The organism is Pseudactinotalea sp. Z1748 (genome assembly GCF_049725185.1).
In the GTDB taxonomy this organism is placed as follows: Bacteria; Actinomycetota; Actinomycetes; order Actinomycetales; family Beutenbergiaceae; genus CALKWS01.
This window is the reverse complement of record NZ_JBMPQB010000007.1, coordinates 59,865-78,991: the sequence shown is the minus strand read 5'-3', so window position 1 is coordinate 78,991 and position 19,127 is coordinate 59,865. Positions and strand designations below refer to the sequence as shown.

General features: G+C 69.2%; 14 protein-coding genes and 1 pseudogene. 8 read left to right on the top strand and 7 right to left on the bottom strand.

The annotated features are described in order from the left end of the window. Positions 1-22: 22 nt before the first annotated feature. Together ACO0LU_RS15130 and ACO0LU_RS15125 are read right to left on the bottom strand one after the other, a co-directional pair. Positions 23-1,732 (bottom strand): sulfatase-like hydrolase/transferase, encoded by a 1,710-nt coding sequence (locus ACO0LU_RS15130; RefSeq protein ID WP_424792182.1) that lies wholly within the window; start codon positions 1,730-1,732, stop codon positions 23-25. 30 nt (positions 1,733-1,762) lie between these two features. Continuing rightward, positions 1,763-2,677 carry a bile acid:sodium symporter family protein gene (locus tag ACO0LU_RS15125; protein WP_424792181.1) on the bottom strand — a complete coding sequence of 305 codons (915 nt, stop codon included), beginning with the start codon at positions 2,675-2,677 and terminating at the stop codon, positions 1,763-1,765. Positions 2,678-2,964: 287 nt separating this feature from the next. On the opposite strand from ACO0LU_RS15125, the gene ACO0LU_RS15120 reads away from it, so the two are divergent. Then, positions 2,965-4,644, top strand: coding sequence for a SulP family inorganic anion transporter (locus ACO0LU_RS15120; protein WP_424792180.1), 1,680 nt, complete (start codon positions 2,965-2,967; stop codon positions 4,642-4,644). A 13-nt stretch (positions 4,645-4,657) separates the two neighbouring features. Here the strand turns inward: ACO0LU_RS15120 and ACO0LU_RS15115 are convergent. The 4 genes and pseudogenes from ACO0LU_RS15115 to ACO0LU_RS15100 all read right to left on the bottom strand — a co-directional run bounded on the left by ACO0LU_RS15115 (position 4,658) and on the right by ACO0LU_RS15100 (position 8,269). Next, a pseudogene (locus ACO0LU_RS15115) lies at positions 4,658-5,625 on the bottom strand (IS481 family transposase). A gap of 212 nt (positions 5,626-5,837) precedes the next feature. Then, complete coding sequence (locus ACO0LU_RS15110) at positions 5,838-6,821, bottom strand: acetylxylan esterase (RefSeq protein WP_424792179.1); 984 nt, start codon at positions 6,819-6,821, stop codon at positions 5,838-5,840. After that, a complete protein-coding gene (locus tag ACO0LU_RS15105; protein WP_424792178.1) occupies positions 6,818-7,495 on the bottom strand; it encodes a DUF2993 domain-containing protein in 678 nt (225 codons plus the stop codon). Before ACO0LU_RS15105 ends, ACO0LU_RS15110 begins: the two co-directional genes overlap by 4 nt. A 63-nt stretch (positions 7,496-7,558) precedes the next feature. Continuing rightward, a complete protein-coding gene (locus tag ACO0LU_RS15100; protein WP_424792177.1) occupies positions 7,559-8,269 on the bottom strand; it encodes a dienelactone hydrolase family protein in 711 nt (236 codons plus the stop codon). A 103-nt stretch (positions 8,270-8,372) separates the two neighbouring features. On the opposite strand from ACO0LU_RS15100, the gene ACO0LU_RS15095 reads away from it, so the two are divergent. The 4 genes from ACO0LU_RS15095 to map all read left to right on the top strand — a co-directional run bounded on the left by ACO0LU_RS15095 (position 8,373) and on the right by map (position 13,937). After that, complete coding sequence (locus tag ACO0LU_RS15095; protein WP_424792176.1) at positions 8,373-11,123, top strand: glycosyl hydrolase; 2,751 nt, start codon at positions 8,373-8,375, stop codon at positions 11,121-11,123. A 213-nt stretch (positions 11,124-11,336) separates the two neighbouring features. Beyond that, the gene (locus ACO0LU_RS15090; protein ID WP_424792175.1) at positions 11,337-11,801 is read left to right on the top strand and encodes a (deoxy)nucleoside triphosphate pyrophosphohydrolase; all 465 of its coding nucleotides are present in this window, start codon (positions 11,337-11,339) and stop codon (positions 11,799-11,801) included. A gap of 32 nt (positions 11,802-11,833) precedes the next feature. After that, on the top strand, positions 11,834-12,460 hold the full coding sequence (locus ACO0LU_RS15085; RefSeq protein ID WP_424792174.1) for a TetR/AcrR family transcriptional regulator: 627 nt from the start codon (positions 11,834-11,836) through the stop codon (positions 12,458-12,460). Positions 12,461-13,169: 709 nt separating this feature from the next. Next, positions 13,170-13,937: a type I methionyl aminopeptidase gene (gene map, locus ACO0LU_RS15080; RefSeq protein ID WP_424792173.1), complete on the top strand. Its 768-nt coding sequence runs from the start codon at positions 13,170-13,172 to the stop codon at positions 13,935-13,937. 31 nt (positions 13,938-13,968) lie between these two features. Here the strand turns inward: map and ACO0LU_RS15075 are convergent, their stop codons facing one another. Next, positions 13,969-16,164, bottom strand: coding sequence for a heavy metal translocating P-type ATPase (locus ACO0LU_RS15075; protein ID WP_424792172.1), 2,196 nt, complete (start codon positions 16,162-16,164; stop codon positions 13,969-13,971). A 166-nt stretch (positions 16,165-16,330) separates the two neighbouring features. Between ACO0LU_RS15075 and ACO0LU_RS15070 the strand changes: the two genes are divergently transcribed. Genes ACO0LU_RS15070 through ACO0LU_RS15060 form a run of 3 tightly spaced genes read left to right on the top strand, consistent with a single transcriptional unit; the run spans position 16,331 to position 19,109 of the window. Further along, entirely contained in the window at positions 16,331-16,540 is a 210-nt protein-coding gene (locus tag ACO0LU_RS15070) for a heavy-metal-associated domain-containing protein (RefSeq protein WP_424792171.1), read from the top strand. Then, the gene (locus ACO0LU_RS15065) at positions 16,540-16,764 is read left to right on the top strand and encodes a hypothetical protein (RefSeq protein ID WP_424792170.1); all 225 of its coding nucleotides are present in this window, start codon (positions 16,540-16,542) and stop codon (positions 16,762-16,764) included. Before ACO0LU_RS15070 ends, ACO0LU_RS15065 begins: the two co-directional genes overlap by 1 nt. Before the next feature lie 41 nt (positions 16,765-16,805). Next, positions 16,806-19,109 carry a heavy metal translocating P-type ATPase gene (locus ACO0LU_RS15060; protein ID WP_424792169.1) on the top strand — a complete coding sequence of 768 codons (2,304 nt, stop codon included), beginning with the start codon at positions 16,806-16,808 and terminating at the stop codon, positions 19,107-19,109. The last annotated feature ends 18 nt before the right edge of the window (positions 19,110-19,127 follow it).

Genomic DNA, 19,127 nt, shown 5'->3' with positions numbered 1-19,127 from the left:
TCAGCCCTATCCGCGGTGCAGGTCAGCCACGGGTGGCGGTCACCGGGTTGGGCTCCGGGCGAGCGACTCCGTCGGGTACGCCGGCTTCGATGTCCTCCAGCCGGTACCGCACTTCCCGGGTTCCGAACAGGTTCAGGTCGAACGGTGCCTCATCGGCGCCCAGTTCGGTGTCGATCAGGGCCAGGAGTTTGTCCAGCATGCGCTGCAGCACCTGCTCGTCGTAGTCCGGGTGGGCCGGATCGCCGATGTTGTGCATCTCCCCGGGGTCAGCCACCAGATCGTACAGCGCCGCGTCGGAGGTCTCGTGCAACTCCTCGACCGTGCGCGGGGTGGGGTACTGGCTCGGGGAGAACCAGCGCACCAGTTTGTACCGGCCATCGGATACGGCGCGGAAGAAGGTGCGTTTGTCCATATCCGGAGCTCCGTACTTCTCCCCGGCCGCCCGGCAGTCCGCCATCGTCTTGGGTGGCCCGTCTCCCAATTGAGCCAACTCACCCAGGGCACCTTGGATCGCCCATTCGGGATCGAGCATGTTCAGCCCGTCCCAGCTGATCAGGGCGCCGTCACCGGGTTCGGAGGTGGAGCCTCGCGGCGGCGTGGAGGCGTCCGGGGCTTCGAACACCTCGCGCAGGTTCCGGCCGGTCAGGGAGGGGTAACGCTGCCGGATCTCCTGCTCCTGGAGCCCGGCCCAGGACAGGAGTGTGGTGGCCAGATCCAGGTGGGACCCCACAGCGTCGGAGTGCACGCCGCTGGGCCCGTTGGGGGCGACCACGGTCATGTTCACCAGGGAGGCCTCTTGGAAGGGGATGGCACCTTTCTGGGTGAGTCCGTGGGCCCCGTTCATCTCCCCGTGGTCGGCGGTGAGCACCACGACAGTGTCACGCCACAGATCGAGGCGGTCCAGTTCATCGAGGATCTTCTGGAACTCCTGGTCCACCATCCGCAGACAGTTGATGAGGTAGTTCCGGCGGGCCTTCCACAGGTCCTCCCGGCCGGGTGGGATACCCCCGAAGTTCCACTCGGTGGTGCGTTTGTAGGAGCGCACCCCGTAGGGCTGGGCATCGAGGTCGTCGTCGAAGTTCGCGGGCAGTTCAACCTCCCACTCGCGCATGAACCCCAAGTCCTGCGGGGGGTGGGTCAGAGCCTGCATAGCACCGCTGGGATGGGCCTTCTCATCGGCTCCGGCGCGCAGGAACATGATGTCGTGCGGGTTGACCATCGAGGAGATGAGGAGCCAGGGCTGGTCCTGGGGGCGCTTGTGGCGCAGCCAGTCGGCAGTCTCGAACGCGACGGCGCCGTCGACCATCTCCCCCTCCAGCGGGCGGCCCCAGTTGTCTCCCCAGGACTGGTAGTCGGAGAACCCGTAGTCCTCCAGCGCATCAGGGGAACGCTCCGGCTCGGACAGGTGCCATTTGCCCTTGAACGCCGTGTAGTAGCCCTGCTCGCGCAGCATGGTCCCGATGGTGGGGATGCTGGTATCCATCACATCGGTCCAGGCGAAGTTGGTGTTGTCCCACAATCCGATGTTCTTGGCGTGCTGCCCGGTCCACATGGTGGCCCGGGAAGGGGTGCACTGCGGGACCGTGCAGTACTGGTTGCGCAGGCTCACCCCGGCACCCACCAGGCGTTGGATTGCTGGAAGGTCCACCCCGGGGGGCAGGTCCATATGCACATCCCACTGGTCCATGCACAGCACCAGGATGTTGGGGCGTGGCCGTTGTTCGGTACTCATTGATCTGGCTCCTCTCGAGTCGTGCCGGCGTCATTGCCGCGCCGTCGCGGTTTCGTCGATACTGTCCTCTCCCGGTACGTCTGCCGCAGCCGGGATCAGGAAGGCGAAACTGTTCTCCCGGCTCATTAACTTCGCTGCGCCGATGAGCATCACCACACCGAGGGTGTTCAGCAGGGTGATCACCACGAGTACGCGCGGGTCGTCGAAGTTCTGCTGAGCCACGATCAACGCGGCGGCCGTGTTGCGTTGAGCGGTGGCCAGCCCGCCCACTTCCTGCAGGTGGCCGTGCCCATCACCCATCGTCCAGCCCAGGAACAAGGCGAGGAACAGCACTGCAAGCCCCACCCCGATTGCCTTCCACAGGGCCGGATCGCTCATCGACGGCAGGTAACCGATGATGATCGCCACGATGAGCACGTACAGGGCGATATTGGACAGGGCCGCCACCCACGGTTGGATCACGGCGACGAGCCGCTCAGCGATCTGCAGCAGCGCCATCCCGACGGCCAACGGCAGGATCATCTGGACGATCAGACTCTGAGCAATCTGCCATGTATCGACCGTGATGCCCTCGATCACCTGCGGAAGCGCCAGGGGAAGGATGACGACGGTGCCCACCATGAGCATCAGCAGCACGGTGGTGGCCAAGGCAATATCGGACTGGGAAACCGTGGTGAGTTTGATGACGAACGGGGCCCCTGCCGCCAGGGAGAACAGCAATATCCCGGCGGCGTAGACCGGTTCCAGGTCCACGAGGTAGACCGCTGCGATCATCAGGGCGGGCACCACCACGAAATTCACCAGCACCATCCGGAGCAGGAACGCCCGGTTGTCCAGGTGCGCCAGCAGGCGCGAGGGCTTCTGCGTCAACCCCACGTTCAGCATGGAGGTGACCACGAAGACGGTCACCCCCCAGGAGCCGACCGTCTGGAAGAACTCGTACAACCGGGCTCCTTCGGGCTCCTCGCGACCGAATCGGTCCGTCGATCAGACCACGTCAACGAGTCCGATCGGGACCGGTCGGTCAGTGCGTGCAGGCTGCTTGCCGACCTGGCTTCAGCCGGATCAGCACCGGCGTCTCCTACTGACGGTAACGGCTGGGATCGTTACTGTCCTGTCGACGTCGACGTCGACACCGACACCGACAGCGACATCGCCGCCGGCACGTAGGGCGGCTACCGTGGCGGCTGAACCGGCGACCCGGACGCCGGCCTGAGGGTCAGGAGGAATGGGTGCCGGAGACAACCGCCGATGAGCCCGGTCCGCGCTCCCGCCTGCGGAGCCTGGCGTCCGATGCCCTGGCAGGATTGACCACTGCGGTGGTCAGTGTGCCCTCGGGGATGGCAACGGCGGCACTGGCTGGGGTGAACCCGGTCTATGGGCTGTACGCCACCGTGGTCTCCCCCACGGTCGGTGGGTTGTTCGCCAGTTCGCAACTGATGCAGATCGCCACCACCGGTGCTTCCGCGCTCACCGCCGGTCAGGCGATCGCCGCCTACCCGGAGGAACAGCGCGGACCGGCGCTGTTCCTGCTGGTGGGATTGGCTGGACTGTTTCTCATCGGTTTCGGTGTGGTGGGGGCCGGCCGGCTGGTGCGGTACATCTCCTACCCGGTGATGACGGCATTCCTGTCCGGGGTAGCGGCGGCCTTGCTCATGGATCAGGCCGCGCAGTTCGCCGGGTACTCCTCGGACTGGTCCATCACGCTCGGTGCGTTCGTGGACCTGCTGGTGAGTCTGCACGAGGTGAGTTGGACCACGGTGGCGGTCGGCGCCATCGCCCTGGCCCTGATGGTTGCCCTGGCGCGGACGCCACTGGCCAACGGCGCCTCCTTGGTGGCGTTGGTCGTTCCCACGGTGGTGGCGTTCTGGTGGCGACCCGAAGGGGTGGAACTGGTCCGCGACGTCAGCGACATCCCGACCGGGCTGCCCCCGTTCGCGCTCCCGGATCTGACGTTGCTCACCCCGGGCCTGGTGGCGTCGGCGTTCGCGCTGGCGGTGGTCGTCGCCGTGCAGGGCGCCGGTGTCAGCCAGGCGGCGCGCAACCCCGACGGCTCGCAACCGAACACCTCCCGGGATATGTTCGCCCAAGGTCTGGGGAACACCGCGGCGAGTTTCTTCCACGGCATGCCCACCGGTGCCTCGGTGGGTCAAAGTGCGCTCAACCGCCAGGTGGGGGCACGCAGCCGGTTCGCGATGGTCTTCCATGGTCTGGGCATGCTGGTGATCCTCCTGGTCGCCTCCCAGTTGGTGGGTTTGGTGCCGATGACGGTGCTCGCCGCGATCCTGATGGTGGCTGCGTTCCAGGCGATCGAGTTCGGTGCCATGGCATCCATCTGGCGCGTCGGTGGTAGCGGCCGGTGGGCGATGGCGGTGACGTTCCTGGCCACGCTGTTGACGTCGGTCCCGATGGCGGTGGCCATCGGGGTGGTGCTGACGTTGGTGTTGTTCATCCTGCGCGCCGGGGAGACGGTGCAGGTCCACGGCCTGCGAATCGATGACGACGACCGCATCCACGTGGTCGATCCCCCGGAGGAACTCTCCTCCCACGGGGTGAGCGTGATCGATGTGGACGGATCGCTGTACTTCGCGGCGGCCCGCACGCTACGTGAACGGCTACCCCCGGCAAGTTCGGGTGAGGGCGCCGCCGTCGTCCTGCGGGTGCGGGGCAACACCCAGATCGGGTCGACGTTCATCGAGGAGATCAACGACTACGCCCAGCAGCTCGCTCGCAACGGTGGCCGGTTGTACCTGTGCGGACTGACCACACGGTTCACGCAACAGATCGTGCGCTCCGAACGAGTGGCACTGGACGATCAGGTAGTCCTGGTGCCGGGCGAGGAGATCCTGGGCGCCTCACTGCGGGCGGCGATCCGCTTGGCTGAGGAGTGGGTGCGGGCGCAGGGCCACTAGGTGTACCCGGCCGTTAGGTTGGTGACACTCGGCTGATGGGGGTGAGGCCGCCGAGTGCGCTGTGGCGTCGTTCAGTGTTGTAGGTGTGCAGCCAGGGCGCAAGGGCGTTGCGGCGGTGCTGGTTGCTGGTGAAGAGGTGGCGGTAGGCCCACTCGGTTTGCAGGGTGCGGTTGAACCGCTCCACTTTGCCGTTTTGCCAGGGGCAGTGGGGTCGGATGAACTTTGCGCCGCACCCAACTCGGTGACCGCGGCGATGAACGCACGGCCGTGGCGGTAGGCGAAGGCGTTGTCGGTCATCACCCGCTCGATGCGTCCGATGCCCATGGTGGCGAAGTAGGCCGCGGCTCGGCGCAGGAACCCCGCACAGGTCTCGGCTTTCTCATCGTCGTGGATCTCGGAGTAGGCCAGGCGGGTGTGGTCATCGACCATGGAGTGAACGTAGTCATAGCCAATGCGCTTCTTGCGGTCCCGGTTACCCGCGGCTCGGCCGTGGGCTCGCCAGCCCCCACCGTGGGGGATCTTGCCCAGTTTCTTCACATCCACGTGGACCAGCTCCCCGGGCCGGGAGCGCTCATACCGCGTGGCGGTGGCCTTGGAGGAGCGGATCTGCTCACCGGTCATCGGGTCCAACTCACGCAGGTAAGGCACCCCGGCGCGGCGCAGCACCCGGGACACGGTACGGGCCGGCACGCCCAGTTCGGCGCCGATCCAGTCCGGCCCGCGGCGGTGGCTGCGCCGGCAGGCCACGACCCGATCGACCAGTTCTGGCGGCGTCCGATGGGGGCTGTGGTGGGGCCGGCTGGAACGGCCCTGCAGGCCTTCTTCGCCGTGCTCGTCGTAGCGTTTGAGCCAGCGATGGGCGCACTGACGGGAAATGCCCATCGCCTTAGCGGCGTGGGCCACCGCCCACCCCTGCTGGCGCACACGCTGCACCAGCAGCAGGCGTCCCTGGAACGTCAGACGGGCATTACGGTGGGACACGAGGACCTCCGGGATGTAGATGTGACTGTCGACAAGCCACACCTCACCCGGAGGTCCTCCTCACGTCAACGAACCAAGCCGGCGAGTGTCACCAACGTCCTGGCTGGGTACAACTAGGCCGGCGCAGACCGCGGGTTGGCGCCACCCTGCCCGCGGAGCCCGTCGGCACAACGGTCCCGACGACGGCCCGGCACGGAATGCCCCATGAGTCCTCAGCGCGCGGCGATACCGTCGACGTCATCGATGAAAGCCTGAACGCGGCATCCCCAGGCCGCCAGCTGCTCCGCATCCCCGGGGAATTGCGCGTGCCCGGCGGTGAAGATGAACTCCTGGGCTTGGGGAAGAGCATTCTGCACTGCGAATTGACCGGGCGGCGGCACCGCCGGGTCCCACAGAGCGCAGCCGAGCAACATAGGGATGTCCAGGAACGTCGCCGCAGCGGAGGCGTCGAAGAACGCCAGTACCTCCCGTGCCCCGGGATGCGCGGCCACATGGGCGCGCACCGCCTCCCCACTGCCAGTACACGGCATCTGCAGGCGCAGGTCATACTGACCGAAACTGGGCACGCGCAGGGCGCCGGAGACGAACCGGTCATCCCAGGGCAGCGCCAACGCCCCGATCCCACCACCGAAACTGGCACCGACGAAGTGCAACGGCACCTGCCCTACGGTGTTCAGCAGCGCCGTGGCGGCGCACCAGATATCCTCGGCGCACCCACCCAGGATGTAGGTGTCGACCGAGTCGATGCCGACCAGCACATGCTCGGCGGCCAGGGCCGGCAGGTCCGGCATCAGGCTCGCCGTCGGCAGGCCCCGGGCCACCGGCCACAACACCGCTGTGCCCGGGCTCAGAATGCCCGGCTCGGGTCCGCTCCGGCCGCCGTACCCGTGCGATTGCACCACACCGCGGTGCACCCGACCGTCCCGCGGCAGGGCGAGCCAGCCACCCAGCCGCCGGTCATCGGTGCCGGGAAAGTCGATGCGGTACAACTCATGGGCGCCGAGAGGGCCGAGCGCGGCCCTTCGCATCGTGCCGTGCACCGCACGGGCCCGCTGGTACCGTGCGCGCCAGTGCTCGGCGAACCCCGGAGGCCCCGGACAGGGGCGCACACCGCGGAGCGCGGCGAGGTCATAGCCATAGGTGGCATCGAAGGCGTCCGGGCCGAACCACGCGGCGAAATCTGCGGCGCCGGTCACAGATCCTCGATGTTCACATCAGTGCCGGTCACACGCAGGGCCACGCCGCCGGGGCGAACCTCGAGGTGGTCCAGCAGCAATGGTTCGGGTAGGTCGCTCAGTTCCACCTCCAGGTCGCTGAGCCATCCCGTCATGGCGTCGGGCAGGTCGGCGGCCTCGATGCGGGTACCACCCAGTTCGATCGTGCCCACCGTGATGGCGATGGACCGACCGCGTGCCTCCGGAATGAGGACCGCGGCCAGCGGTACCCCGAGCAACTGCGACCGGGCGGTCAGATCGGTGCCGTCCAGGTCGATGCGGACCCCGTCGGGAACTCCCGCCGCCGTGAGCAGCGCCTGCAGCGTCTGGGCCGGGGCGACGGCATCCACGTGCAAGTGCTCCACCCGGTAGGGCTCACGCAGGTGTATCCCACGCAGGTACACGTGGGTGTCGTGGGCGGAGAACGCGTCGATCTGGAGTTCGGAGGCGCTCACCTGCGCCGACCCGACCCTCCCGGTGATCAACTGCGGTAGGAAGAGCGCACCGTCGATCTGCACCTGCAGATCGTCGGAGACTTCCGGTAGCGCCTGGCGAAGTTCTGATGCCAGGTGCGACTGCGCCCTTGCCCGTAGTAGGTGATCGGCGCCGTACAGCACTGCGGCGACCAGTGCCAGGGCCAGCAGCAGCGCAACCACGCTGCGCGGGCCACGTGGCCGATGGGGGTTCTTCCTTGCGCTCACGAGTGTCGGCGAATCCGCTCAGGTGGCGCGCAGGTGCCCGGAAAGGAACTCCAGGGTGCGCGGCCACGCCAGCGCACTGGCCCCAGGGTGGTGGAACGCCGGTGCGGGGTTGTCGAAGGCGTGCCCGGCGCCGTCATAGGTCTCGAACTGCGCGGGCGCCGGGGCGGCGGTGACGGCCCGGCGGATGAGGGCCACCTGTTCCATCGGGATGTAGGCGTCAGCGGTGCCGAAGTGGTGCAGGCTGGGGCAGGTGATGGACTCGGCCAGATCGATCAGCCCGGGCAGCGCCGAGCCGTAGTAACTGACCAGCGCGCCCGGTGAGTCCTCGGCCGCCACCTGGAAGGCCACCCCACCGCCGTAGCAGAAGCCCAGCAGTCCGACCCTGCCGTTCACCGCCGGATCGGCACGCAGCGCCGCCAGCGCCGCACGCGTGTCAGAAGTGGCGTCGGCCCACTCCAGCTGCCCGGCCAGCGACATCGCCTGCTCCAGGACCGCCGGGTCGGACTCATCCAGATGGGCCCGCGGCAGCCGCCAGTACAACTGCGGCACCAGCACCACGAAACCGGCCTCGGCCAGGTCCGCGGCACGGCGCCGGATGTAGGTGCTCACGCCGAAGATCTCCTGCACCACCACCACGCCCGGGCCCTGCCCCTGCGCGGGCAGCCATCGGTAGGCCGGCATCGCGCCGGCGGACGTGGGGACCTCGAACAGTTCGCCATCAGTGCTCATGTCCCCAAGTCTGCCCTGTCCGCGCCATGGGCACCGTCGGGTCCGCTCCGGTTCCGGCGCGGCCGGGCGAGCCGAGAGCGGCAGCACTGGCAGGGTGAAGGGCATGGCAAGTCTGAGATCCGTGCTGGACGGTATGGCCGAACCCTGCGATGACGCCCGCCCGATGGTGCGTTGGTGGTGGTTCGGTCCGCAGGTGGACCGGTCCGGGATCGCCCGCCAACTGCACGCCATGCGTGCGGCCGGACTGGGCGGTGCCGAACTCTCCTTCGTCTACCCCCTCACCGAGGAGTCGGAGGAGTTCGGATCCCCGGAGTTCCTGGACCACCTGGACTACGCCGCCGCCACGGCGGCCGAGCTGGGGTTGCGCCTGGACCTCACGCTGGGCAGCGGGTGGTCATACGGAGGCGGGCACATCGGCCCCGAACACGCCGCCCGGGGCTTGCGCTGGGAGGTACGCGAGATCGGCCCGGCGGCACACCGGGCCGCCCGCAGCGCCTCGTGGCCCGGTGATGAACTGCTCGCCGCCTTCCTCGCCCCCGGCGCCCCCGGGGAGGCGGCACCGGGAGGTTACGAACCGGTTCCGGTCGGGCCTGCCGGGGCAGCCATCCCACCCGGAGCCGGGCCCAGGACGGTGCTGCTGGTCTGGTCGGTGCTGACCGGACAGCAGGTCAAGCGGGCAGCCAAGGGCGCCGAGGGCCCGGTGCTGGACCACTACAGCGCCGCGGCCACCCGCGCGCACCTGAGCGCGGTGGCCGACCCACTCCTGGCGGCGGCCGGCCCGGACCGGATCGGCGCGGTGTTCTGCGATTCACTGGAGGTCTACGGCTCCGACTTCACCGTGCACCTGCCCGAGGAGTTCAGCCGACGCCGTGGGTACGACCCGTTGCCGTATCTGTACCTGCTCCGGGTGGAGGGGCCGGGCCACGCGACCTTCCGCGCCGACTACTACCGCACCCTGTCGGAACTGTACGAGGAGAACTTCGTCGCGGTGCTGGGACGCTGGTCCCAGGACGCCGGAGTTGACCTGCGGATCCAGAACTACGGGGAGCCGCCGGCCACCATCAGTTCCTACCGTCACGCCCAGGCCTTCGAAGGGGAGGGCTGGGGCTGGCTGGGCCTGCCCGAAACCCGGTGGGCCGCGGCCGCCGCGCACCGGTACGAGCGCCCGGTGGTCTCGGCCGAGGCATTCACCTGGATCCACTCCCCGTCCCTGCGCGCCACCCCACTGGATCTGAAGGGAGAGGCACATGAGCACTTCCTGTCCGGGGTGAACCAGTTCTATTTGCACGGCTGGCCCTACTCCGGCGAGGACGCGCCCGGCGTGGGGAATCTGTTCTACGCCGCCGGGGCGCTCGATGATCGCAACCCTTGGTGGCCGGTCATGCCGGAACTGAGCCGGTACCTGACCCGGCTGGGGTGGCTGCTGCGCCAGGGCCGCGCGGTGGCGGACGTTGCCGTCCTGGTCCCATCCGCGGCGATCTACGCCGGGATGGGCACCGGCGGACCGTACGGGTGCAACCTGTGGCGCGGCACCGCGCGTGCGCTGGGTGACATCCCGGCCCGGATCCGCACCGCGGGGCTGGACTTCGACCTGCTCGACGACGACGCCCTGGCAGGACTGGACCCGGACACCTTCCGCGCCGTCGTCGTCCCCTGGCGCAGCCCCCTCGGATCGCGGGCACGGGCGTTCCTGCGGGCTGCCCGGAACGCCGGGGTGGCCGTGCTAACGATCGACGACGATCCCGGGCAGGTGCAGCCGGCACCTGAACGCTGGGCCGGCCCGCGCGGTGTGGACCTGCGCGGAGATTCCGTGCCCGGGGATGCCATGCCAAACCATGCCGTGCCCGACGGCGCCGAACTCGGCGAGGTGGTCCCGGCCGACCGGTTGGCGCAGGTGCTCATCGGGCGGATCGGGGCGGACTGTGCGGTGCGCACCGGTGCCGACGTGGTCGGTGTGGTGCACCGCGACCTCGGCCCGGTGCAGGTCTACCTGGTCGTCAACACCGGCGCCGAGCAGGTCCGCACCGGACTGCGCCCGCGCGCCGGCTACTCCCGTTGGGCCCTGGCCGATCCGGCCCACGGCACCGTGCTGGACGCACGGACGCTCGAGCGAACCGATGAGGCCCCGCCCTGGATCGAGGTGGAACTGGCGCCCTATGGCGCCCAGGTGCTCATCACCGGCGTCGCCGACGAACCGTGGCCGGCGCCCGGTGAGCAGGGGGTGCGTCCCCGGGAGGAGGAGATGGAGGTCGGTGGCTGGTCGGCCGGACCCGCGGAGGGCCCGCTGCGGCCGGTGCGGCTGCCGCACGTGTGGGAGGGCGACGGCGAGGTACCGGCCCACCTGGGCAGCCTGCGTTATGAGGCGGTGGTCACCATCCCCGAGCGGGTCTGGGCCGGGGAGCCGGCTTCGACGGCGCAGGTGCTACTGGACCTGGGACCCACGCAGCCCATCGACCCCGCGGCGTTGGCCGAGCGCGGGTTGCCGCCGCAGTCCTTCCGTGCCGAGGTCGACACCCCGGTAGGTGAGGTCGCCGAGGTGATCATCGACGGCTCGCCGGTGGGGCACCTGTGGGCACCGCCCTACTGGATCGACATCACCGAGGCACTGCGTGCGGCGTCCGGGCCGAACGGGCCCGACGGCGGTGGGCCGGGGGTGACCGAACACCGCATCGAGTTGATCGTGCACTCGGTGGGCTCGCGCGCCGTGGCCGCCGATGCCGGACTGCCCGACCGCATCGAGGCGACCAGGCGCCGCCACGGCGTCCGGTTCCGGATGCAGGACCTGCAGCACGCCACCACTACGGTGGTGAGCGGACTCCGGGCAGCGCCCCGCCTCGTCGTCCGGCACCGGTAGGCCACTGCCCGGTGGCGGTGCGGTAGCGACGGACTCGCACCACCGTGGCGGGCGCGACGCCTCGACGTAGGTGACCTACGGCCCCGCGCCGGCCGCGGTCGGGCGCGATGGGTCCTCGGGCCGGCGTCCACAGCCATGACGTGCCAACTCACATCCTGTGCACACAGCTGTGGATGAAGGCTGTGGATAAGTCGGATCGGTAGTATCGCTTGGATGACCGCTCCCCGAGCCCTGGTCGCCGCAGCGGCGATTCTGGACGATCTGCGCCACCCCACCCGATTGCTGGCGGCGCGGCGCAGCGCGCCCAAGACCCTCGCCGGGCGCTGGGAGTTCCCTGGCGGGAAGGTCGAGCCCGGGGAGGCCGACCACGACGCCGTGCATCGGGAACTGCACGAGGAGCTCGGCATCCGGATCCACCTGGGTGAGCAGATCGCCGGCCCGGCGGGGGCGGACTGGCCGATCCTGCACGGTCACCGGATGCGGGTGTGGTTCGCCCAGATCGTCACCGGCGATCCGGCGCCGCTGGCCGATCACGACGATCTGCGCTGGCTCCCCCTGGGGGAGTTGCGCACGGTGGCCTGGCTCGATCCCGATCTGCCGATCGTGCGCGCGATCCAGTCCCGGCTCGGCGTCGTCGGCGCGGGTGAGACCGCTCCCAACCGTTTTGCGACAGAATAGGTCCCGTCGTCAGCATGTGAGATGATGTCGGGGTGCCCAAGATCATCGGAGGCTCCCTGGCGGAGCATCGCGAGAAGGTGCGCGGCAAGTTGTTCGCCGCGCTGTCGGACCTGATGGAACGTTCCGGCTTCGACGCTGTCAGCCTGGCCGAGATCGCCCAGCAGGCCGGGGTGGGCCGGACCTCGGTGTACAACCACTTCCCGGACAAGGAATCGTTGCTGATCGGATTCATCGAGCACGAGACCGAGCGGTTCCTGGACGACCTGCGCCAGGCCCTGGTGCAGGTGCAGGACCCGCAGGAACAGTTGCGGGTCTACGTCCGGGAGCAGATCAACCTGCGCCGCTCCTACCACCTGGCCCCCGCGGCGCTGCGCGCCGTGGTCTCCCGGCACACCCTCACCCGGCTGCGCGACCACGTGGTGCTGGTGGAGAGCATGCTGCACGAGATCCTCGCGGCCGGCATCGACTCCGGGCGGCTGCCCGCCCAGGACCTGGACTCGGTGGTGCCGCTGATCAACTCCTGCCTTTCCGCTCGCGCGGTGCCCGAATCCGGGCCGGAGCGGCAGCGGGCCATCATCGCCACCGAGGCGTTCGTGATGCGGGCGGTCGGCGTGCCCGAGCAGGCGGTAGCCGCCGATAGGATTCCGGTCGAGGTCTGAGGACCGCCGGCCGGCGTCATCCACAAATCCTGTGCACAGGCCTGTGCATGAACAGCGTTCTCCCAGGTCGTGCTGTGGACGAACCTGTGCACGAGTTGGGGATAGAAAAGTCGTGGGCGAAACCCCTTGTTAATCCCATGTTCGGGTACTAGACATTACTTATCGACAACAGCACAGAGGTTCCCCGAAGGAAGGAGATCCTTACGGATCGCCCAACGGAGGGGAAAGCGTCAACCAAGGGTTTGGTTTACCAAACCTGCGGGGCCATCGGCTGGGGAGACCCGGGCGATGGTCAGCCCGACCGGTCCGGTTCTCCGGATCGAGCAGGTCTGTGACCCAACCGCCGGGGTTACCCGGTGAAGGTGCACAGGACGACGTTGTTGACGACGCCATGTGGAAAACGGCAGTGGCCGAGCCGGAGCCCTCGGGTTCGCGGCTCGGATGGTCTTCGATGGGACCGCACCGCTGAACGGACCGCATGGGATCGTCGACGAGGTGACTCGGTCGCTTCGGCGGCCGGAGTCGGCGGATGGTCATCGCATCGGCAACCCTCGACGACGAAGCAAGGCCCCTCGAATCCCTAGTTCGAGGGGCCTTTGCTTTGTGCCCGTAATCCTTGCCGGGCACACCGGCCCATCCTGGCAGCGACACGCCCGCGCCGCCGAATCGGCCAAGCGGCGGCCGCGGCGGCCGCGGGTAGGCTGGAGGCGTGATCGAACTGAAGACGCCCGCCGAGATTGACCAGATGCGGCCCGCCGGCCGGCTCGTGGCCAAGGTGCTCGCCGCGATACGCGAGCACGCCGCCGTGGGCGTGAACCTGCTGGACCTGGACGCCATGGCGCACCAGATGATCCGCGCCGCCGGAGCGGAGTCCTGTTACATCGAATACCACCCCTCATTCGGGGCGAGCCCGTTCGGCAAGGTGTTGTGCACCTCGGTCAATGACGCGGTGCTGCACGGACTGCCGCACGACTACGCACTGGCCGACGGCGACCTACTCTCGGTGGACTTCGCGGTCTCCGTGGACGGTTGGGTCGGCGACGCCGCCACCAGCATGATCGTCGGCACCCCCGATCACGAGGACGAGCGGCTGATCGGGGCCACCGAGACCGCGCTGCAGGCGGCGATCGAGGTCGCCGTGGTGGGCAACCGGATCGGGGATATCTCAGCCGCCATCGGCGCGGTGGCGGCTAACCACGGCTACAAGGTGAACACCCAGTTCGGTGGGCACGGGGTCGGCCGCAGCATGCACGGAGAGCCCCACGTGCCCAACGACGGCCGGGCCCGCCGCGGGATGCCGCTGCGCCCCGGTCTGGTGATCGCCATCGAGCCGTGGTTCATGGCCGGTACCGATGAGATCTACACCGACCCGGACGGATGGACCATCCGCTCCGCGGACGGCTCCCGGGGCGCGCACAGCGAGCACACCGTGGCGATCACCCCCGATGGCCCGGTGGTGCTGACCGCACGCGACTGAGGCCCGGCGGGCCGCCCGCTCCGTCGGCGGGTTAGTGGTGGCTGGGCATCGGGACTTCCCGACTCAGTCGCTCCGCGCGTACCGGGGCGGCGCCCCGGGCGGCCCGCACGCTGGCCTCGGGACGCAGGTCCAGGCGTCGCAGGAACTGGGCGTTCATGGCCACCACCACGGTGGACAGCGACATCAGCAGCGCACCGACCGCCATCGGCATCACGAATCCGATCGGGGCGAGCACGCCAGCGGCCAACGGCACCGCCGCGAGGTTGTACCCGGCGGCCCACCACAGGTTCTGCTTCATCTTGCGGTAGGCCGCACGGGAGAGTTGGATCACCGACAGCACCGACCGGGGATCGTCGGAGGCCAGGATCACCCCGGCCGAGGCAATCGCGACGTCGGTGCCGGCGCCGATCGCGATGCCGACATCTGCCTGGGCCAGGGCCGGGGCGTCGTTGACGCCGTCGCCGACCATCGCCACCACCCGACCCTGCTCCTGCAACTCGGCGACCGTGCTGCTCTTGTCCTCGGGCCGCACTTCGGCGAAGAGTTGATCGATTCCGAGTTCCTCGGCCACCGCGCGGGCGACCGGCTCGGCGTCGCCGGTGATCATCACCACGTGGATGCCGAGGTCATGCAAGGCGCGGACCGCCTCGCGCGACTCGGGGCGGATCTCATCGGCCAGGGCGAGCGCACCCGCGACCTCGCCGTCGAGGAGTACGTGCAGCACGGTGGCACCGCGGCCGGACCACCCCTCGGTGGCGGACAGCGCAGAGCGGTCCGACGTCGCCAGCAGGGCAGGACCCCCGACGGCGACGGTGCGGCCCTGCACGGTGGCCCGGACACCGACGCCGGTGGCCGAGGAGAAGTCGCCGGCCACCGGAACGGTCAGTCCCTTCTGTGCGGCCGCCTCGCGAATGGCCCGTGCGAGCGGGTGCTCACTGTCACCCTCGGCACTGGCAGCCAGTAACAGCAAGTCCTCCTCGGTCGTGTCGCCGGCGGTGGTGATGCCGGTGACCACCGGTGCGCCGGCGGTCAGGGTGCCGGTCTTGTCGAACAGCACCGCGTCCACGGTGCGCATCTGTTCCAGCGCCATCCGGTCCTTGACCAGCACCCCACCCTTGGCGGCACGTTCGGTGGCGATGGAGACCACCAGCGGGATCGCCAGGCCCAGGGCGTGCGGGCAGGCGATCACGAGTACGGTGATGACTCGCATCAAGGCCTGGTCGGGGGTGCCGAGCAGCATCCAGGCCACCAGGGTGACGGCTGCGGCGCCGAGCGCGAACCAGAACAACCATCCGGCTGCCTTGTCCGCCAGCCGCTGTGCCCGGGTGGCCGAGGACTGCGCCTGGGCGACCAGGCGCTGGATGCCGGCCAGTGCGGTGTCCTCGCCGACGGCGGCTATCCGGACCCGCAGCGCATTGTCGGTGGCCACGGTGCCGGCCACGACCCGGTCACCTGCGGAACGGGGCACCGGCCTGGACTCCCCGGTGATCATCGACTCGTTGACGTCGGCACTGCCCTCGGCCACGACTCCATCGGCTGGAACGCGCCCACCCGGGCGCACGATGACGACATCGCCCACGACCAGGTCCGAAGGCGCGACCGTGGTGACCTGGTCGCCGTCGACCCGCTCGGCCTCGTCGGGGAGCAAGGCGGCCAGCGAGTCCAGTGCCGAGGAGGTCTGTTCCAGGGAGCGCATCTCGATCCAGTGCCCCAGCAGCATGATCACCACCAGCAGCGCCAGTTCCCACCAGAACTCCAGCTCGTGGGACAGCAGGCCCAGGCCGGCGCCCCACGAGGAGATGAAGGCAACGGTGATCGCCATCGCGATCAGCAGCATCATTCCGGGCTTGCGTGCCTTGAGCTCACCGACGGCGCCGGTGAGGAAGGGCCGGCCACCCCAGAGGTAGATGATCGTGCCCAGCACCGGCGAGACCCAGGTGAGCCAGCCGGCCTCGGGCAGGTCATAGCCGATGATGTGCGCGAACATCGGGCTCAGCAGCACCGTCGGCAGGCCGAGGAGGAGCATGATCCAGAACAACCGGCGGAACTGGCCCACGTGGTCACCGTGGTCGTGGCCTCCGTGGTCGTGGCCGCCGTGACCGTGGCCGCCGTGACCGTGGTGGGCGTGCTCGCTGTGCTCGCCGTCGCCCTCGGGAGCGTGGCCGCGAGGATCCTGAGCCTGTTGGATGCCCGGGTCGCTGTGGTGGTGAGGTCCTGAGATGCTCATAACGACAATCTCCCATTCGCTATATACCCCCGTAGGGTATCAGGGTGGCCCACGATATACGATTGCCCCGGCCCGATCGCGTCGATTGACACCGATACCCACCCTGGGTATACGATCAGACGGAACCTATACCCCCTATGGGTACCGTATCGACTAAGGAGGACGCATGGACCGGCACGAGTACCAGGTGACTGGCATGACCTGCTCGCACTGTGAGAACGCCGTCCGCGAGGAGGTCGGGCAGATCTCCGGCGTGGAAGCGGTCGAGGTCAGTGCACAGACGGGCACCCTCGTGCTCAGCGTGAACGGGCCGGTCGATGACGCCGCCGTGGTGGCTGCGGTGGACGAGGCCGGATACGAGGCGGTGCGCGCCTGATGAGGGTTCCCCTCCGGCTCGGCCTCTACGGGGCAGGCCTCGTGGTGGTCTTCGTCGCGGCGGCCGCGGTCGGTAACGTCGCGGTGCCGGAGGAGACCGTGCAGGACTGGGTACAGACCGTGGAGGATATCCGTCACGAGGAACCCGGCCACCCGGGCACCGGACCCGACGATGACGACGAGAGCACGGAGACGGACCCCGCCGAGGACCCCGCCGACCACTGAGGCGGTCACGCACAAGCCAGCAGTACGAAGGAGACGCACCGATGTCCACCTCCCCCGCCCGGCAGCAGGGCGCCGGCAGCGCCGTGGAACTGGCGATCGGCGGGATGACCTGTGCCTCGTGTGCCATGCGGGTGGAGAAGAAACTCAACAAACTCGACGGCGTCGAGGCCTCGGTGAACTACGCCACCGAGAAGGCCCGCGTGACCATCGCCGACGGCATCCAGATCGACTCCCTGATCGACGTCGTGGCCCGCACCGGTTACACCGCCACGCTCCCCGAACCCCCGCAGTCCGGTGCGGAGGAGGACCAGACCGGCGGTGAGGTCGATCCCGAACTGGTCACGCTGCGCCAGCGCCTGATCGGCTCGGTGCTGCTATCGGTGCCGGTGATCGCGATGGCGATGATCCCGGCGTTGCAGTTCATCTACTGGCAGTGGGCCTCCCTGGCCCTGACCGCGCCGGTGATCGTGTGGGCCGGCTGGCCCTTCCACAAGGCGGCGTGGACGAACCTGCGTCACGGTGCGGCCACGATGGACACCCTGGTGTCCCTGGGCACCAGCGCGGCGTTCGTGTGGTCGCTGTACGCGCTCTTCCTCGGTACCGCCGGAGTGCCGGGGATGACTCACGCCTTCGAACTGAGCATCGCCCCGACCGACGGCGCCGCGAACATCTACCTCGAGGTGGCTGCCGGGGTGACGATGTTCATCCTGCTGGGTCGCTACTTCGAGAAGCGCTCCAAGCGCCGGGCCGGTGCGGCGCTGCGCGCACTGATGGAGATGGGCGCCAAGGACGTGGCCGTGCTGCGCGGCGGGGTGGAGACCAGGATCCCCACTGCCGAGCTCGCGGTGGGCGATGAGTTCATCGTGCGCCCGGGGGAGAAGGTCGCGACCGACGGCGTCATCGTCTCGGGCACCTCGGCAGTAGACGCCTCGATGCTCACCGGCGAATCGGTGCCGGTGGAGGTCTCCGAGGGCGATGCCGTCACCGGGGCCACCGTGAACGCCGGGGGGCGGTTGGTGGTGCGCGCCACGCGTGTGGGCGCCGACACCCAACTGGCGCAGATGGCCAGGATGGTCGAGGACGCGCAGTCCGGGAAGGCCGAGATCCAGCGCCTGGCAGACAAGGTCTCGGGGATCTTCGTCCCGATTGCCATCGCGATCGCGGTAGCGGCCCTGGGCGCCTGGATCGGGGCGGGCTTCCCGCTCAGCGCCGCCTTCACCGCTGCGGTGGCGGTGCTCATCATCGCCTGCCCGTGCGCACTCGGCCTGGCCACCCCCACCGCGTTGCTGGTGGGCACCGGGCGCGGCGCCCAGATGGGGATCCTGATCAAGGGCCCGGAGGTGCTGGAGTCCACCCGAAGGTCCGACACCGTCGTGCTCGACAAGACCGGCACGGTCACCACCGGCACGATGGCCCTGACCGGGGTCCATCCGGGCGACGGAGTGGACCGTGCCGAACTCCTCCGCCTGGCCGGGGCGCTGGAGAACTCCTCCGAGCACCCCATCGCCCGGGCCATCACCACCGGCGCCACCGATGAGGTGGGCCAGTTGCCGCAGGCCCACGACTTCGCCAACCTCGAGGGCAGGGGCGTGCGCGGCGTGGTGCAGGGCCGCACCGTCATCGTCGGTCGCGAGAGCCTGCTGGGAGAGATCTCCCAGGACCTGCCCGCGGGTCTGGCCACGGTCAAGGCCGCCGCCGAGTCGCAGGGCACGACCGCCGTCGTCGTCGCGTGGGACGGCGCGGCCCGGGGTGTGCTGACGGTGGCCGACACGGTCAAGCCCACCAGCGCCGAGGCGATCCGGCAGTTGCGGGCACTCGGTCTGACGCCGGTACTGCTCACCGGCGACAACAAGACCGTTGCGGAGCAGATCGCCGCCGAGGTGGGCATCGAGACGGTCGTTGCCGAGGTGCTGCCGAAGGACAAGGTGGACGTGGTGGCCCGCCTGCAGAGTGAGGGCAAGGTGGTCGCGATGGTCGGCGACGGCGTGAACGACGCCGCCGCGCTGGCCCAGGCCGACCTGGGCCTGGCGATGGGCACCGGCACCGACGTCGCCATCCAGGCCGCCGACATCACCCTGGTCCGGGGGGACCTGCGCAGCGCGGCCGATGCGATCCGGCTGTCCCGCAGAACGCTGGGCACCATCAAGGGGAACCTGTTCTGGGCCTTTGCCTACAACACCGCCGCGATCCCGCTGGCCGCCTTCGGCCTGCTCAACCCGATGCTCGCCGGCGCCGCGATGGCCTTCTCCAGCGTGTTCGTGGTGGGCAACAGCCTGCGGCTGCGGTCCTTCAAGTCCCGGGCGCACACACCCGCCCCGCAGGTAGCCCCGGTGACCGCCTCGTAGGATCGCCCCTACGTGCTC

Excerpts from the sequence above, each read along its gene's own strand:
- ACO0LU_RS15130 (WP_424792182.1), bottom strand. The coding sequence starts at position 1,732 with ATGAGTACCGAACAACGGCCACGCCCCAACATCCTGGTGCTGTGCATG.
- ACO0LU_RS15100 (WP_424792177.1), bottom strand. The coding sequence starts at position 8,269 with ATGAGCACTGATGGCGAACTGTTCGAGGTCCCCACGTCCGCCGGCGCG.
- ACO0LU_RS15095 (WP_424792176.1), top strand. The coding sequence starts at position 8,373 with ATGGCAAGTCTGAGATCCGTGCTGGACGGTATGGCCGAACCCTGCGAT.
- ACO0LU_RS15090 (WP_424792175.1), top strand. The coding sequence starts at position 11,337 with ATGACCGCTCCCCGAGCCCTGGTCGCCGCAGCGGCGATTCTGGACGAT.
- ACO0LU_RS15075 (WP_424792172.1), bottom strand. The coding sequence starts at position 16,164 with ATGAGCATCTCAGGACCTCACCACCACAGCGACCCGGGCATCCAACAG.
- ACO0LU_RS15070 (WP_424792171.1), top strand. The coding sequence starts at position 16,331 with ATGGACCGGCACGAGTACCAGGTGACTGGCATGACCTGCTCGCACTGT.
- ACO0LU_RS15065 (WP_424792170.1), top strand. The coding sequence starts at position 16,540 with ATGAGGGTTCCCCTCCGGCTCGGCCTCTACGGGGCAGGCCTCGTGGTG.
- ACO0LU_RS15060 (WP_424792169.1), top strand. The coding sequence starts at position 16,806 with ATGTCCACCTCCCCCGCCCGGCAGCAGGGCGCCGGCAGCGCCGTGGAA.